This is a genomic window from Mesobacillus maritimus (assembly GCF_019749255.1).
In the GTDB taxonomy this organism is placed as follows: domain Bacteria; phylum Bacillota; class Bacilli; order Bacillales; family Cytobacillaceae; genus Mesobacillus_B; species Mesobacillus_B maritimus_A.
Map to the genome: position 1 here is coordinate 21,299 of NZ_JACWFH010000027.1, position 15,943 is coordinate 37,241.

Genomic DNA, 15,943 nt, shown 5'->3' on the forward strand with positions numbered 1-15,943 from the left:
CTTTACACCTCTTCAATATCTTCCGCATGAATCGCCGTGAGGATTTCTTCCGTTAATTGCTTCACCTTACTTAAACGACTTGCTTGGTTATTCAATGATTTCTCATATAAATTGCGAACATAACGACCATTTCCGAAATGATCCATGGAGCTTACATGTTGGAATATCCCCATTAGCTTGTCCTTTGCTTCTTCCGTTAGGACAAAGCCTTTTTCTTCATAAAATTTCTCCGCGATCTCCATTAATTCATTCGGAGAATAATCCGGGAAATCAATGATATGAGGAAATCTTGACCGTAAGCCAGGATTCAAGTTTAAGAAGTGATCCATATCCTCACGATATCCAGCTAAAATGACGACCAGCCGATCACGATGATCATCCATTAGTTTGACAAGGGTATCGATGGCTTCCTTGCCAAAGTCATTCTGGCCACCTTGTGCGAGTGCATAGGCTTCATCGATGAAAAGGACCCCATCCATCGCTTTCATCATCACTTCTTTTGTCTTCATTGCCGTTTGGCCAACATAGCCAGCCACCAAACCAGCGCGATCAGTTTCCACCAATGTATTTGTTTGAATGACACCAAGATTATATAAAACATGGGCCACAATTCTTGCCATCATGGTCTTGCCCGTACCAGGGTTTCCTTGGAAAATCATGTGCATCGTCTGTGTTTCGTCCACTCTCAAGCCAAAGTTTTTCCGCTCTTGTTCCAAACGTAATCGAGCCTGCAAACTACGAATATAATTCTTCACTTCATCCAGACCAATGATGCTAGCTAACTCTGTTTCCAAATCAAAATTCTTCAAGATTCGTTCTGTTGGCTTGATATCCGTCGGTAAAATCACATTTAATTCTTCCACTGGCACATCATTCACTGCAATCCGTACGGATTGATTTCTGGTCACTTCTTCAATGAAATTTCGAACCATTCGACCATTACCAGAATCACCAATCGTTCCCCTATGTTTCTTAGTTATTTCCGCTAATAAAACAGACTCTGCTTCATGAGCAAGGAGAAACCCTTTATAAGAAATTTGTATTTTCGCGATTTCGAATAATTCAGTTGGTGAGTAATCTGGAAAATGAATGCGATGAGGGAAACGAGATTCAAGTCCAGTATTCACCTGTAAAAATTCATCCATTTCCTTTTCATACCCAGCTAAAATGACCACAATATCCTCGCGAAAATCTTCCATTAGCTTCACTAACGTATTGATCGCTTCCATTCCATAGCTTCCACCACTTGTCGCAAGTGCGTAGGCTTCGTCAATAAACAACACCCCACCGAGGGCTGAACGAAAGACTTCCTCGGTTTTCTTTGCTGTTTGTCCTGCATATTGCCCAGTCAAGCCCCCGCTATCCACTTCAACCAGGTGTCCCGATTTTAATAGCTCCATTTCCTTAAACATATTTGCGACAATTCTTGCAATCGTTGTTTTCCCCGTTCCAGGATTCCCGCTAAAGATCATATGCAAAGTTTGCGATGTATCCACCTTTAATCCTGCATTTCGCCGCTTTTCCTGTGCGATTAAGAAATGATATTGGTTACGAACAAAATCTTTCACATGCTCTAGTCCAATTATCGGTGCAAGATTTGCTTCCAAATCAAAGCTAGTTGTTTCATCAAATTTAAAGTCTTCATACGTCAATTCATTTATGTCTGCATCCTGCTCATGAATCAGCCGCTGTGATTGATTTAACATCGCCGCCTCAATGGTATTTCGCACAAGCCTGCCGTTTCCACTGTCGTTTTTCCCTTTAATTTGGCTCTTGTCATAAAATTGAATTAATGGTTTCTGACAAGATTCTGCGATGGTGTACCCTTTTTGTTTCGCAATCATGTGCGTCATTTCCCACATCTCTTCTGAAGTATAGTCTGGAAAATGGATGAAATTAGGAAAACGCGATTTTAAGCCTGGATTCGCTTGTAAAAACTTTTCCATTTCCTTGCTATACCCTGCAAGAATGACCACCAAGTCATCACGGTGATCTTCCATTCCTTTGACAAGCGTATCAATGGCTTCCACACCAAATGTGTCATGTTCATTTCGGTAAAGGGCATATGCTTCATCAATAAACAAGACACCACCGAGAGCGGATTTAATCACATCATTCGTCAGTCTAGCTGTTTGTCCAACATATTCCCCAACCAAATCAGCACGACTCACTTCCCTTAACTGACCTGTGGATAACACACCGATTGCCTTTAAATATTTCGCAACAATACGAGCAATCGTCGTTTTCCCTGTACCAGGATTTCCAGTAAACACCATATGCATGGAAATCCTCGCATTTTTCATCCCTCGGCTTTGACGAAGCTTTTGGACCTTGACATGATCTTCCAATTGCAAGACGTAGTCCTTCACTTGTTTTAACCCGATAATCCGGTCGAGTTCTTTCTTAATCTGCTCGATTCCTGTTTGGTTCGTATCACGGACATAATGATGTAAAGGGATGATTTCCTGATGAATCTGTGCCGTAATTCTGACATCGGTCAACATTAAATGGACCGGTATAGAATCATTTTGCGGATTTCTCAACTTATACTCCGCCAATGGTTTATAAATTTCTTGTTCCACAACAAGTCCTAATCCAGCTATACCGGTTGAATCTGAAAATTTTCCTGCAATATAGGAAATCACCCCATCCGACCATTCAAGCCCCATCAATAGTTGGCTTCTCCCTTTTTCTTGCAATTGTATGAGAGCCCGTTCTGCCAACTGCTTGATTTCTTCATCGGTATACGGTGCCATATGAACGAGATCCCCCATCGCCCCGATCATTTCCGAACCCGTTACATCTAGTAAGCTTTGCTCCGACTTCTCATATAGAAAAACAAAGTATTTTCCATTCGCATAGATTTCACTGATCGATTGTTGGAGTAATGCCCCTGTTGCCTCAACCAATTTATTTTTATCCATAATATAACGCGCCGGAAGTGCATAACTTCCAGATGTGGTTAGTTGTGCGATCGCATCTAGCACTCTCGATGGTGCTTTATCCATGTTTTCAAACAAAACGACATCTGATTTCGCATATAAACATTTATATAAGTCCGTTAAGAATAATTGAAATTCAGAGTCTGTTGTATAGGAGGACAGATCCATCATCGAGACCGTCTCGTGTTTCACTAAACTTTGTTGCTTGAGCAACTCAGCCATTAGCAGGATACTTTGCCGTCTGCCAGACCCAGGGTGACCAAATAAAACGAGTGCATTTTTCGGTTTATTTTTTGACATGCCCGTAACAAATGGTCGTTTAAATGCAAGGCAAAGTTCATCTAAATAACGCTTCTGCCCGATCATTTTTCTAGCCATTTCACTTCGAATCAATTGAAAAGCTCTTTCCAATCCTTCTCCCTTAAGTGCTGGCCGTTTTTCTTCTCTACTAGCTTGAGGTACGGTTGATTGATAGCGAACAGCTGGATTCCCTTCTGACCTGGTAGGCATTGGGATTGGTTTCGTCCCTTGATTTTGTCTTACATGCTGAGTTGGCCTAATCGCTGTTTTCGCAGTTACTCCTTCTTTATTGATCCAACCATTCTTTTTTATGCTGCGAATGACTTGCCACTCTGGGAATAAAAACTGAAGTATTTCTTTCACGTTCCAATTCATTGTCTGGATCACCTACCATTCCGTCATTCGTTCCACTGGTCGAAAGCCTTTTGTCTTTAAATGGTCGATATGATGCTGAAAATTCCCTATAGCTTCAGAAGGGTCAAGTCTGGCAAAGTTTAGTCTATCCAAAATGGCCCGTTTGAATGAAATCGAGAGAAGAACTTGGTTTTCCATATGACCGGTTGCTGTATTTAATCCATGTTCGGTCACATGGATCAAACATCTCTCCACTGGTAAGGAAGCAAACAAATGACGTGCTGCCCAAATCGCATAACTAGATACATAATCCTTCTTGATCTCATGATAGGTTGTTGCTCCCATTTTTCGTCTCGATACTTTTCCTGTTTTCGTTAAAGTAAGTTGTTCAGTTGGAATACCATCCCCATTGATTTGAAACTCCATCTCTACACGTTGTGCATCGTATATATGGAATTGATAGGGTAAATCCGCAAACTCGTTACTTTCTGCAACGACTTTTTTGTAAGCTTCCGACTGACCCTCTAATACGGCATCTGCCATGCTTTTTAATTCCTGCCACTCCCGGTAATCTTTTTCATCCTGTTGTTTGGCTTGTTCAATTGCGAGAGTAAACTGTTCTCTTTTACGTTCCGCTAATTTCGGGATAATTCGTTCAATCAAGTTGGGCGTATATTCCTCGTAGTGATAGATCGCTTCTTGCTGCAATGGCCCGATTTCCCCTAAGGTAAATGGGGCTGGCATGTTTTGGATTTCCTCCCAAAGAATAGGCTCTGGGGAAATCTTATGTAAGGATGTCATCATTTGAATATAGTGTTCATGATCTTCCACGAGGGCTTGATTCTCTGCCAGATGATTAGCGGAAGAGGAAGAACTGGCGCTTTGAACTCTTTTCTTTTTCTTCCCAGTCGATGTTTCTACATAGGATAGCCCTGTCCCAGGAATTCCAACTGACTTTGTTCGTCTACCAGATGAATGGATCGAATAACGCATCCCTCGTGGGCCAACACTAACCCCCACTCCCTTTTTACTAAAATTAAGCCGAACACCCTTTGCTATTTTGACACTCTTTCTAAACCGAAACCCCATTGGTCCCACCTCTTGCTCAGAAATAAATTCACTTGATAATAAAAAAAGCAGTAGCCCTTTATCTATAGGGTAACTGCTTTTTGGGAAATGATTCAGAAACTAGAAAACATCTGGACAGTTCCGGAGTCCCCAAATACACCTGAAATTAATAAGGATAAAAACTCCCTCACTCATTTGAAGCAATAAGGTGCCAAACATATTCCACATGTTGGAAGGTGCCTGGCACCTTTAAGTTGCACCTTTAAGTTTTAACAAAAATCCCTTCTCTTCTCATTGAGAAGAATTTTATATCCAGTTGCCCCTTGACACCGCAAGTGTATTAACCCTATAATACACCTATAACAAGTGTATGAACCACTTAATACATACACTTCAAAGGTAGCGAAGAGGATAGGAGTTGTATCCATGAATGTGAATTTTAATAATCGTGATCCGGTTTATCAGCAAATTGTTCGTTATTTTAAGGAACAGATTGCAATTGGTGAAATTAAGCCGGGCGAGGAGATCCCGTCTAGACGAGAGCTGGCAAATAGGATGAAAGTGAATCCTAACACGGCTCAACGGGCGTACAAGGAAATGGAGGAACAAGGTTTGATTTATACAGAGAAAAATCACCCAAGTAAAATCACAACAGATAACGAGATCTTAGGTCAGGTGAGAACCGAGCTACTAGTCGAAGCAGTTGATCAGTTTGTGACATCTGTTCGTTCCATAAATGTTCCAGTTGAGGAGCTCCTTGACATGGTAAAGGAAAAGTACACAGAGAACAGTGAGAAGGAGGTTTAAACATGATTGAGGTAAAAGAGATCGAAAAGCGATACGGTCGGAAGAAAATTTTAAAAGGCGTTTCTTTTACGGCGGAAAAGGGTGAAATCACTTGTTTAATTGGCATAAATGGCGTTGGGAAGACAACGATTTTAAAGGCAATCATGGCCCTTACCCCCTTACATAAAGGACAGATTTTAATCGACGGAAAGCCGATTGATAAGCATTCTTTTGAAAAAATCACCTTTATCCCAGATAGCCTAACGATGCTTCCACACATGACCATCAATGAGGCCATGGAGTTTATGAAAGACTTCTATACATGCTGGAATCAGAAGCGTGCAAACGAGTTGCTCGGTTTCTTTCGATTAGATCCAAGTAGTCGAATCTCTTCCCTATCAAAAGGAAATACCGCAAAGGTGAATCTGTTACTCGGGTTAGCACTTGATGTCGATTATGTCTTAATGGACGAGCCTTTCTCGGGAATCGATATGTTCAGCCGAGAGGAAATTGCCAATGTATTCACCAGCCATTTGATTGAAAATCGCGGCGTGATCATCACGACACATGAAATCGGAGATATTGAGCATTTGCTTGATAAGGTTGTTCTTTTAGATGACGGCCTGGTGACAAAGGAATTTAGCGCAGAAGCAGCACGTGAAAATGAAGGAAAGTCTGTCATTGACGTGATGAGAGAGGTGTATCAAAAATGAAAAAATACTTGCAGCTCGTGAACTTTGAATTTAATCGAATTGTGAAGCTTTTTACCGTTCTACTCGGGATCACATTTGTTGCCCAAATGATCGGCGTGGTTGTGCAATCCAGAAGTTATCTGAACTTGGCGAATGAAAAAATGTACAAAGAAATGATGCCGCAGGCGGAGTTCCTTGAAAGTTTCGGTCAAATGAGCTTTTTACAAATCGCAAAAAGCTCTTGGTTCTTCGGTCCCATCGCGTTGTGTGTTGCCGGAGTAGCGTTTTATATCTTTTTTATTTGGTATCGTGATTGGATTGGGAAAAACACGTTTATTTACCGACTATTAATGCTCCCAACATCAAGATTGAATATTTTCTTTGCAAAAATTACGACAATTCTCCTCATGACATTTGGTTTTGTCGCCGTTCAACTGATTATGATTCCAATTGAGATCATGGTATTAAAAGCCATGGTTCCGAATGAATTCAGATTAGATCTGGGTGTGATGGAAGTCGTCACAAGTATTCCTGAATTAACACTCATTTTTCCAAGTAGCATCATGGAATTTATCTTCAATTATGGATTAGGTTTGTTGGCGGTCTCTGTTCTCTTTACCGGGATCTTATTTGAAAGAAGTTACAAGTGGAAAGGAATCCTTGCAGGCCTTCTTTATGGTGCTCTCGCTGTAGTTGTGTTGCTTTTGCCACTCCTTTTACACGAGTTCGTTCTGAATAATTTCTTCTATCCAATTGAATTATTAGTCCTTGAAATCATCATGGGCTTACTTGTATTATCAGCATCTATTTGGGTGAGTGGATTTCTATTAAAGAAAAAGGTCACCGTATAAGGAGTGGGAAATATGAAAAAATACTGGAAGTTTATAAGCATCCTCGTTGTGATTTTGCTTAGTATTGGTACTTTCTATGTAAAATCTGCTACGTCAGAAGAAAATCATCCAGAGTTTGTGATCAAAACACAAAGCGGTGATGCAAAAGAGATTGAACCATTGATTTTGGATGGGTATTATTCAGATACGTCCACAATGAATTATAAAAGTACGAATGTAAAAATCAGTTCGGAAGGTTCTACATATGAACGTCGTAGCTTTCTCGACCAGATAATTGGACAGCCGCCAGCAGTGATTAAGGTATACCAGGAAAAGTATCGTTCCTTTATGCGTGGCAAAGGCACCAACGTGAACTCCTTTTCTGAGACCGATCAGGTTCTAGCTTACGCGGATGTCGATTATAAAACCGATTCGTTCCATTCTCATGATTTCACCTTTCCTATCTCGATTTTAAACAAAGAAGATGGCAGCGTGCAGTCCTTTACTGTGGAGATTCCAGATAGTGAAAACATGGACTATGCTTTTATGGAAGATGTACAGATGATTGAGGATGAGTTATACCTCATCACGAATAACATGATTCGAAGTTCAGAAAGCTCGTATGATGAAAAACATGTCTATACCATTGATTTGAACAATCAAACCATCACGAATGATGAGACCTTATCTCAGGTTCCAGAAGGGCAAGAAGGGAACCATGTCGTAGCAGAAATCATTCGAACAAGTCCAACAGAGGCAAATGACCACCTGATTCTTTTACAAAAGGAAATAAAAGTAATCCATGACCCTGAATCGTACAGAGAAGAAGTGGTGAAACAAGAGGTCATTTCCTATAATTTAGCAACAAAAGAGAAAGAAAGCATCCCTATGTCAGACTTGCCAATCGATAGCGAGCTTAGCTTCTTCGATGGCTCTAGCATTTATTTCATCGGAGTAGAGGAACAAGAAATCGTAGTCTCTCCGTATCATTTAGCAGACGGCAAAGCTGGTGAAGAGTACAGGCTCCAATTATCAGGTGACGCTGACCATGGATCTGCTCCAATGACAACGATAAAGGACGGGAAACTGTATCTATCTGGCATGCAAATAAATCCAAAATTAAACATGAATGCTACAGATGTCATCGTTGCAGACGTGAAAACTGGGGAAATCCTTTTTAAAGGACAAATTACTTTAGACGATTCTGAAGCAACGAACCAATACGAATTATACCTGCATGAAATGCTGGTAGAATAGGAGCGGACATAGGTCCCGTGCGGACATAGGTCCATTGTCCCGCTCCGCAGGTAAAAAACGGAGAGACCGTTCCCCATGCTTCCATGGAGAGAGATTGGTTCTTTTCTTCTAGCAAACAGTAATAAAAGGAGCGGGAAAACCATGCTAGCTATAGAGGAGGCTGTGGTGAACACAAACTCAGATCAAGCCATGAATCTAGCCATATTGGACCATGGAATGAACGAACAAAAATTGAATGAGCTCTATAAGGAATACCAAAAGAAGATGTATGGCCTCGCCTTTTCTTTTGTAAAAGATACCTATTTGGCGGAAGACCTTTCCCATGAAATCCTCGTCAAATGCTATCTATCTCGCAAAAAATTTAACGGCAATTGTTCTCTTTATTCGTGGATGTATCGAATTGCGGTCAATCATTGTATTGATTTTTTACGAAAGAAATCCCGTCAGCAAGATTTGCCTCATGACGATATCGGACAGATTCATGTTGATCTGGTCCCTACACCGGAATCTGAGGTTTTAACCATTTGTGAGAAGGAAGAACTCAGAAACAAATTAAGACTACTCCCTTCGATGTATGAGGAAGTCCTTACGCTCTACTACTTTAAGGACCAATCCTTGAAAGAAATCGAAAATCATACAAAATTAAATCTCTCGACAATAAAAACGAGGCTTTCACGGGCAAAGAAGATGTTGAGAGAGATGTATTAGCAAAGTCTTTAAGGTAAAAACAAACCCGATGAAGTGACACATGCCGTTAGTCCTTCATCGGGTTATTTTTATCCAATGCTTCTCTTCAGTGAGTAGATGCACACCTTACGAATGTTCAGGAGTGAATGTTTCATCCCATGTTTGTATGCCGTCATCTTCATCAAATTCGATGCTGACGTGCGTCACACCTTTCATTGCGAGAATTTCTCCTCTAATGCGATCTTTTATATCATCTGCTTGAGCTACGGTAAGAGAAGGATCGATTTCCAGTTTCATTTCAATATGAAAGTCTTCACCTTCTTTGATTGCAAAAAGAGTTTGAATGTCTTTAATCTCGGGGTTTTGGAAGATATATTTAGCAATTTCTGCTTCGAAAGCGTCATCTGCTTCACCAAGCGCACCTTTTGCATTATCTAAAAATACTCTTCCTACTACATAGAACATCATCAGCCCAATGATAATCGAAGCGATTCCCTCCGCAGCATGCCATCCTGCAAAATAGGAAAGCAAGATCCCAATAATGGCAATGATTCCACCGAATGTAGCGACTAAATCTTCCATAAAGACAAGTTTTGTTGCTGGCTTAGCCCGTTTTAAACTGCTGAAGCTTTTTCCCACAATCGCAAGCCCTTTTGCCTCCACATGGGTTTCATGGAGGACCTCCTTCATCGCTTTATAAAGAACAAACGCCTCCAATAGGACAGCTGCTGCCAAAACGGAAAGGTTGATCACTAGTCCTGTTGATTCGACAGGATGCAGAATATGATGATACCCTTCTTTAATCGTTTCATAACTCATGATTCCCACTATAATGACCGCTCCAAGTAAAACTAAATTAACAAGTCGCCCGAATCCATTGGGATAACGGTCTGTCGGCGCTTTTTTACTAAGCGCACTTCCGATGAAAACGAAAAATTGATTCGCTGCATCTCCCAGAGAATGCATGGTTTCAGCAAACATGGCAACATTTCCGGTAAAAAAGTAAGCACTCCCTTTTATGACTGCAATAATGGTATTAACAATCGCAGCAATTAGTGATGACTTATTCCCTTTTTTAAATATATTTTCCTTTTGCGGCATCGTTTCCTCCATTGTCTTTATAGATACTATTTTTGTTTATATAGTATTTAACCTTTTTACGTTAATTATGTTGGAGGAAGGTGCCTAATACTTTCCCGGCAAAGGAATTTAATTGCTCTGTGGTTTGTATGGACAGCCCAATCCCGGTAGTTCGCTTCGAACAATGCTCTTTGACCAATTATTCTCTTTTTCTATTAGTAGCAGAACAGGAATTTTCTTTGGATGACAATAATATATTCCCCAAAAGAACACACATTCTGTTTTAAAAATTACATATAAGGAGTTATCTACTTTTTAAGCTTTATTTATTAGTTGAAATTATTTCCAATTTTTTTAATCTATTTTACACATCTCCTTAATATATTTAAATTGGCAATTGTTCCAATAGGATTCCCCCATTATCTAGAAGGAGGAATAACAGTGAAAAGACTAAAGAAAGTCTTAAAAATATTGGGAATTGGAGGATTAGGTTTATTCATTTCAGTTAGTGGTGCCTCGACCTCTAACGCAGGGGATATTCCTATAAGTGTTGATGCATCTAAACCCGGTACCACGCGTATAATTTGGGATGATTTTTCAAATGGTTTTAAAAATGAAGCGTGGTTTTATTTTTCAGCAGGCAATTATATTGGAAATGATGGACATGTAACGACATCCAATAAAGGATTAGAAGTTGTATCAAAAGGAACGAATCCAGTGACTGGTGAACCTGCCTTTACAAAAACACTAGCACAAGAATCTGAAAATGGCGGTTTGCCAGGTGCAATCGACCATGTAAAATGGTTAGCTTATATGAATCACACTTCCACAAAAGGTATTCCTGGCTTTGATGCAGCGCCCAAAAAGGTATTATCATTTGAAAGTACACTTTCCGGAAGAACCTTTGGAACCCAATTTCATCCGTTTGGGGATGCTATTACGGATCCAAATGATATTCGATTGGCAAGCTTTGCAATGAATACGATGGACATGGAAACATTTATGGTTTTTGACTTTTTCATAACAAATAATCAAATATATGCATTTTATGAACGCCTTCCACTAGGTAGAGGGACTTTAGGGAATTATGCTGCATTTTCTTATAAAATACCTGTGGCTGAACGGAACCCTGAAGACTTTCATAAACTAAAAATATCGTATGATAAAGACAAAGGGATTGTTAAGTGGTTCGTGAAGAACAAAGAGGTTTTCCGTGTTGACAAAATAGGGTATCGGATTGACCGAAAGTATTTAATATTGGATCACGGGGGTAAAGAACAGCTCGTAAAACCTGATCAGTTAGTAGCTGGCTTAGGTCTATTTACTCTACTTGATGCCGCAGAAAACGGGAAGGGTTTAGTTAAATTGTCAAATGAAGAAAACTTCTATTTTGATCCAATAAAAGGGGAACCAAATCCTATTTCTTTCGTTGATCCTATCAGCCTTGAATCAAACAGATTATTTGGGCAGGGAGCAAAACTGCAAGTGAAAAATATTAATGTTGTTTATAGTGATTCAAAATAGAATTTCATCCCAATTCTCTATGGTACTCTTTCCTTTTAGCGTGGAAACCAAGCAGCTAAAATCATGACTACTATAAGTCCAAGAGCATAAGACTTTGAAAGCGGAGAATGAGCAGGATGGCGTATAAAGACTTAAGCGTATGGACATTCCCTACGCTTCTTCTATTTTAAACTGCTATGTACCTACGAAGGACAGGAAGGAAAAAGGTGTCAGGCACTATCCATGGTCTAAAAAATGTGAAATCAATCTGCTAAATGCAATCCCCTCCTACCGTCAAAGGAAACACCAGATTGGGATAAAAGAAGCAAAGCGTTTGACCTTAGAATTAGCTGAGGAAACAAACAAGAATTATCCTGAAATCTAAGGGAGGACGGAAATTGCTATTTATGAGCAATAGATAAAAGCCAGGCACATCTGAGTAAAAAGTGCCTGGCTTTTTGACTATTGTATTAGTACTCACATCGACGATACTGACAGGATTACAACGTTTTCCTATAACTCCAGTATTTCTGCCACGAGTTGGTGAGAGTAGAGTCGGGCGTTGTGATCATAGACCATTGTGCTCACCATGATCTCATTGGCCTTCGTCTCATCTAAGAAGGTTTGTAGTTTTTTCTTTACGTTGAGAGGACTTCCGATAATTGTGGAGCCCAATTGCTTTTCTAATACTGCCTTTTCATAAGGGCTCATGAGCTCATCCAAATTCTTTATTGGTGGCTGCAACTGTGATGGTGTGTTCCTCATCATATTGAGGAAATTTTGTTTGATGGAAGTGGCAAGGAATTCAGCTTCCTCATCCGTATCTGCAGCAATGATATTTACCGCTACCATTGCGTAAGGATCTTGATAATCCTCCGACGGCTGGAAGTTCTCGTAATACAATTTTAACGCTGGTAGTGTGTTTTCAGGTGAAAAATGACTAGCAAAAGCAAACGGCATTCCAAGTTGTGCCGATAATCGGGCACTAAAACCACTAGAACCTAACAACCAAATAGGGATATTTGCTCCTTCACCAGGGATTGCTCGTACAACTCCCGAACCTTCGAAATAGGCTTGCAGTTGTTCTAATTGTTCTGGGAATTCAACGCCATTGTTGTAATTTGCACCACGAAGTGCATGGGCAGTTCGTTGATCGGTTCCTGGCGCACGCCCTAACCCTAAATCAATTCGGCCAGGATACATCGCTTCGAGGGTTCCGAATTGCTCCGCGATTACCAGTGGGGAATGGTTTGGAAGCATGATTCCGCCGGATCCTACTCGGATAGTAGAAGTATGCGCCGCTATATGGCCGATGACTAAAGATGTTGCAGAGCTGGCGATGCCAGGCATATTGTGGTGCTCGGCTAACCAGTACCGTTTATAGCCTAATTTTTCCGTTAACTGTGCTAACTCAATCGAATGTTGGAAGGATTGGCTAGGCGTCCCCCCTTGCACGATAGGTGCAAGGTCAAGGACGGAAAATGGGATTTCGTTGATGGATTTTGTCGGTCTAGTTATTGCCATAAAATAAACACTTCTTTCTTTTATTTTACTAGTTGTATGGAGTTTGGCTGTGGTTGACTAGAATCGTATTTATGCGAACCTATGCAAAGGATAATGATAACTATTTGTTTTTATCATAACAGGAAGAATGGCTGATTTACATTGAAATGACTTAGTAGAAGGCGTTCGTTCGCATCTCCATAGTGACGAACTTATGAACCTGCGCATGTGCTTTACGCATTCGGCGAACATCTTTAAGATAATTATCCTGTTTGAAAATGCTATAAAACAGAACTGTGAACCTCAGGCTTTGTGGAAAAGAAATCCTCGTATGAACAATATGGACATAGAATATAATTCCAACTATCTCATCAAACTAATCAGGATAAATCTCTTTATTTATATCCCCCACTTATATTAGATTCCTAAAAAAGTCTTACAAGGAGGCAACATGAAGGTATCTGACTTGATGGTAACATGTTTGGAAAATGAAGGTGTAGAATTCATATTTGGGATTGTCGGGACAGAGACGCTTGATCTCGCGGATTCGTTATCAAAATCTACAAAAATTCAATTTGTAAATGTACGACATGAACAAGGTGCCGCCTTTATGGCTGATGTTTATGGAAGGCTATCCAACAAAGTGGGCGTTTGTTTATCCACCCTTGGACCCGGTGCAACAAACCTTTTGACTGGAATGGCTAGTGCACAACTCGATCATTCACCTGTACTGGCATTAATTGGACAAGCCGATGTAGGACGAAATCATAAGGAATCTCATCAATATATAGATCTAAGTAAATTATTTGAACCAGTCACAAAATTATGTACACAGATTAAGGAGTCGCAGACTCTCCCTACGAATATTCGGAAATCGTTCCGGCTGGCAATGATGGAAAAGCCGGGTGCGGTAGCCGTCATACTGCCAGAGAATTTTTTATCCGAAATGATAACAAACATGCCTTTGCCAGTCATGCCTTTACCTAAGAGTATTCCTGATATGGATTCAGTTAAGTCTACCATTAGACTGTTAACGAACTGTACAAAACCATTTATTATCCTGGGAAATGGAGTAATCAGACAACATGCGGTACCTGAGGTTCAAACCTTTATTGATACCCTCCAAGCCCCTGTAACTCATAGCTTTATGGCAAAAGGGATTTTGGAAAAAGAACACCCATGTAATTTTTTCACATTTGGTTTTAATGAGAAGGATGAAGTAATAAAGGGAATTGAGCAGGCTGATTTAATCATTTCAATTGGATTTGACTTCGTTGAAAAACTGCCAAAGGATTGGAATAAAAGGAAAATTCCCGTTTTACATATTGATGCACTACCAGCAGAAACAAATGAATTTTATCCCGCCCGGTATGAACTAGTTGGGAACATAAAGGAGACACTCCAATTACTTAATGAATCCGAGTTACCGATAAAGTCCTGGGAACCTTCCGGAAATCTAAAAGAAAGATTGCTTGATGTCCATAAAATAAAGAAGAATGAACAAAAATCAGCTAGTCGGCCATTTACCATTGAAAATATGTTGCACTGTATAGAGGACTATACCCCAGAAAATAGCATTGTAGTTTCAGACGTCGGAGCACATAAAGTTTCAATTGCCCGAACGTATCAGCCCAAAAACCCAAATCGGGTAATCATCTCGAATGGTTTGGCTTCAATGGGAATTGCCATTCCAGGTTCTATAGGAGCTAAACTTGCCTGTCCAAATGACCCGGTCATATGTATTACTGGTGATGGAGGGGCGTTGATGAATTTTGCTGAAATCGAGACGGCCAAAAGGCTAGGCCTATCTTTCATTATCATTGTATTGAATGATTCAATGTTAAAACTTGAAGTGCAACAAATGGATCAGTTATTTGGAGAAAGCTACGGCGTAACCTTTGAGAATCCCGATTTTATCCAATTAGCAGAAGGATTCGGAATTGAGGGAAAGCAAGCAAGAAACCTGGATGAATTTCAGAGTGCCCTGCAGGAATCCTTACCAACCTTAGAAAATATCGTCTTAATTGAGGTTTTCTTACAGAGTTGAACACAAAAACAAAAAGGTGCCAGGCACCATCCAATTATCTGGAAGGTGCCTGGCACCTAGCTTTTTCTCTTAGTTATTTCCTATACAGTTGTTACTATGAAAACATTCTTCCAAATTGTCTCATATAGCCCCTGCTTGTTATTCTACGACTACCTTCCCTACCATTCCTTGCTGGGCATGGTACCTGCATATTAAGTCATATGTACCAGGCTGTTTCGGTGCTACGGTAATGGTTTTTTCTTTCCCTGGCTCGACCTCAACGTCAATTCCGAGCTTCTCCACTGTGAAGGTGTGCTCTTTCCTACCTGTGTTTTTCAGTAACAACGTAGTGGTTGTTCCATTCTGAATCGTGATGGCTTTTGGATTAAAGTAATCATCGCCCAGCTCGACCTCAATCGGTTTCGCCGTCTCCACAGGCTCAGTGACAGTATTGGATTCAGCAAAAACGTTAAGGGTGCCTTGTGTTGACACAATCAAAAGCATGGCAAACAAAGCAGCCAATCCTGTGACCCACTTTTTTATAGACATTTGCAATCCCACCTTTCTATTAACTATTTTTTTCTTATTCATGATAAATGATCAATTTAAATGAGTCATTTTTTCTTTTTATGTCCATCTCTGTTAGATAGACTCTCAGTAGTATACTCATCCTAACAACGGAACCTAGGGAGGTAACCAGCGAAAGTTAACTGTAATGTATTAACGTGTAAGCAGGGAATCAGATAGAGTTACCCACCTAAAGCAATTATGATTAGTACCTTGGCGATAACAAAAAAACGCTGAATAACAGCGTTTTTTCAATCTATTCGATTCCGATGGTCTGGGTCCAATCGAAATGCTAGAAGGAAAGGGTAGTAGAATAAGGAGCCTATTCCTATTTTCCTTGGTTATTTT

12 protein-coding genes are annotated in these 15,943 nt (G+C 40.2%); 7 read left to right on the plus strand and 5 right to left on the minus strand.

What is annotated here, in order from left to right; all coding sequences use genetic code 11:
• Nucleotides 1-2: 2 nt before the first annotated feature.
• Together H0185_RS18515 and H0185_RS18520 are read right to left on the minus strand one after the other, a co-directional pair.
• Complete coding sequence (locus H0185_RS18515; protein WP_221874976.1) at nt 3-3,617, minus strand: AAA family ATPase; 3,615 nt, start codon at nt 3,615-3,617, stop codon at nt 3-5.
• Nucleotides 3,618-3,629: 12 nt separating this feature from the next.
• The gene (locus tag H0185_RS18520) at nt 3,630-4,685 is read right to left on the minus strand and encodes a DUF4236 domain-containing protein (protein ID WP_221874977.1); all 1,056 of its coding nucleotides are present in this window, start codon (nt 4,683-4,685) and stop codon (nt 3,630-3,632) included.
• A 405-nt stretch (nt 4,686-5,090) separates the two neighbouring features.
• Here H0185_RS18520 and H0185_RS18525 point away from each other — a divergent pair, with 405 nt between their 5' ends.
• The 5 genes from H0185_RS18525 (at nt 5,091) to H0185_RS18545 (ending at nt 8,937) form a co-directional block, all read left to right on the plus strand.
• On the plus strand, nt 5,091-5,471 hold the full coding sequence (locus H0185_RS18525) for a GntR family transcriptional regulator (protein ID WP_221874978.1): 381 nt from the start codon (nt 5,091-5,093) through the stop codon (nt 5,469-5,471).
• Nucleotides 5,472-5,473: 2 nt separating this feature from the next.
• Nucleotides 5,474-6,163 carry an ATP-binding cassette domain-containing protein gene (locus H0185_RS18530; protein WP_221874979.1) on the plus strand — a complete coding sequence of 230 codons (690 nt, stop codon included), beginning with the start codon at nt 5,474-5,476 and terminating at the stop codon, nt 6,161-6,163.
• On the plus strand, nt 6,160-6,993 hold the full coding sequence (locus H0185_RS18535) for a hypothetical protein (RefSeq protein ID WP_221874980.1): 834 nt from the start codon (nt 6,160-6,162) through the stop codon (nt 6,991-6,993). Before H0185_RS18530 ends, H0185_RS18535 begins: the two co-directional genes overlap by 4 nt.
• 12 nt (nt 6,994-7,005) lie before the next feature.
• Entirely contained in the window at nt 7,006-8,229 is a 1,224-nt protein-coding gene (locus H0185_RS18540) for a hypothetical protein (RefSeq protein ID WP_221874981.1), read from the plus strand.
• A 141-nt stretch (nt 8,230-8,370) separates the two neighbouring features.
• Nucleotides 8,371-8,937: a sigma-70 family RNA polymerase sigma factor gene (locus tag H0185_RS18545; RefSeq protein WP_221874982.1), complete on the plus strand. Its 567-nt coding sequence runs from the start codon at nt 8,371-8,373 to the stop codon at nt 8,935-8,937.
• Between the two features lie 105 nt (nt 8,938-9,042).
• Here H0185_RS18545 and H0185_RS18550 read toward each other — a convergent pair whose 3' ends face one another.
• Entirely contained in the window at nt 9,043-10,017 is a 975-nt protein-coding gene (locus H0185_RS18550) for a cation diffusion facilitator family transporter (RefSeq protein ID WP_221874983.1), read from the minus strand.
• A 420-nt stretch (nt 10,018-10,437) separates the two neighbouring features.
• Between H0185_RS18550 and H0185_RS18555 the strand changes: the two genes are divergently transcribed.
• Nucleotides 10,438-11,520 carry a DUF6081 family protein gene (locus H0185_RS18555; RefSeq protein ID WP_221874984.1) on the plus strand — a complete coding sequence of 361 codons (1,083 nt, stop codon included), beginning with the start codon at nt 10,438-10,440 and terminating at the stop codon, nt 11,518-11,520.
• Nucleotides 11,521-12,012: 492 nt separating this feature from the next.
• Here the strand turns inward: H0185_RS18555 and H0185_RS18560 are convergent, their stop codons facing one another.
• Nucleotides 12,013-13,023, minus strand: a complete 1,011-nt coding sequence (locus H0185_RS18560; protein ID WP_221874985.1) for an LLM class flavin-dependent oxidoreductase — start codon at nt 13,021-13,023, stop codon at nt 12,013-12,015.
• A 430-nt stretch (nt 13,024-13,453) separates the two neighbouring features.
• Between H0185_RS18560 and H0185_RS18565 the strand changes: the two genes are divergently transcribed.
• Nucleotides 13,454-15,049, plus strand: a complete 1,596-nt coding sequence (locus tag H0185_RS18565; RefSeq protein WP_221874986.1) for an acetolactate synthase large subunit — start codon at nt 13,454-13,456, stop codon at nt 15,047-15,049.
• Between the two features lie 138 nt (nt 15,050-15,187).
• Here H0185_RS18565 and H0185_RS18570 read toward each other — a convergent pair whose 3' ends face one another.
• On the minus strand, nt 15,188-15,577 hold the full coding sequence (locus tag H0185_RS18570) for a cupredoxin domain-containing protein (protein WP_221874987.1): 390 nt from the start codon (nt 15,575-15,577) through the stop codon (nt 15,188-15,190).
• Between the last annotated feature and the right edge of the window lie 366 nt (nt 15,578-15,943).

Bases quoted from the DNA above. Each gene is read 5' to 3' on its own strand.
- H0185_RS18570 (WP_221874987.1), bottom strand. From the start codon at position 15,577: ATGTCTATAAAAAAGTGGGTCACAGGATTGGCTGCTTTGTTTGCCATG.
- H0185_RS18545 (WP_221874982.1), top strand. From the start codon at position 8,371: ATGCTAGCTATAGAGGAGGCTGTGGTGAACACAAACTCAGATCAAGCC.
- H0185_RS18540 (WP_221874981.1), top strand. From the start codon at position 7,006: ATGAAAAAATACTGGAAGTTTATAAGCATCCTCGTTGTGATTTTGCTT.
- H0185_RS18515 (WP_221874976.1), bottom strand. From the start codon at position 3,617: ATGAATTGGAACGTGAAAGAAATACTTCAGTTTTTATTCCCAGAGTGG.
- H0185_RS18550 (WP_221874983.1), bottom strand. From the start codon at position 10,017: ATGCCGCAAAAGGAAAATATATTTAAAAAAGGGAATAAGTCATCACTA.
- H0185_RS18520 (WP_221874977.1), bottom strand. From the start codon at position 4,685: ATGGGGTTTCGGTTTAGAAAGAGTGTCAAAATAGCAAAGGGTGTTCGG.
- H0185_RS18560 (WP_221874985.1), bottom strand. From the start codon at position 13,023: ATGGCAATAACTAGACCGACAAAATCCATCAACGAAATCCCATTTTCC.
- H0185_RS18530 (WP_221874979.1), top strand. From the start codon at position 5,474: ATGATTGAGGTAAAAGAGATCGAAAAGCGATACGGTCGGAAGAAAATT.
- H0185_RS18525 (WP_221874978.1), top strand. From the start codon at position 5,091: ATGAATGTGAATTTTAATAATCGTGATCCGGTTTATCAGCAAATTGTT.
- H0185_RS18565 (WP_221874986.1), top strand. From the start codon at position 13,454: ATGAAGGTATCTGACTTGATGGTAACATGTTTGGAAAATGAAGGTGTA.
- H0185_RS18535 (WP_221874980.1), top strand. From the start codon at position 6,160: ATGAAAAAATACTTGCAGCTCGTGAACTTTGAATTTAATCGAATTGTG.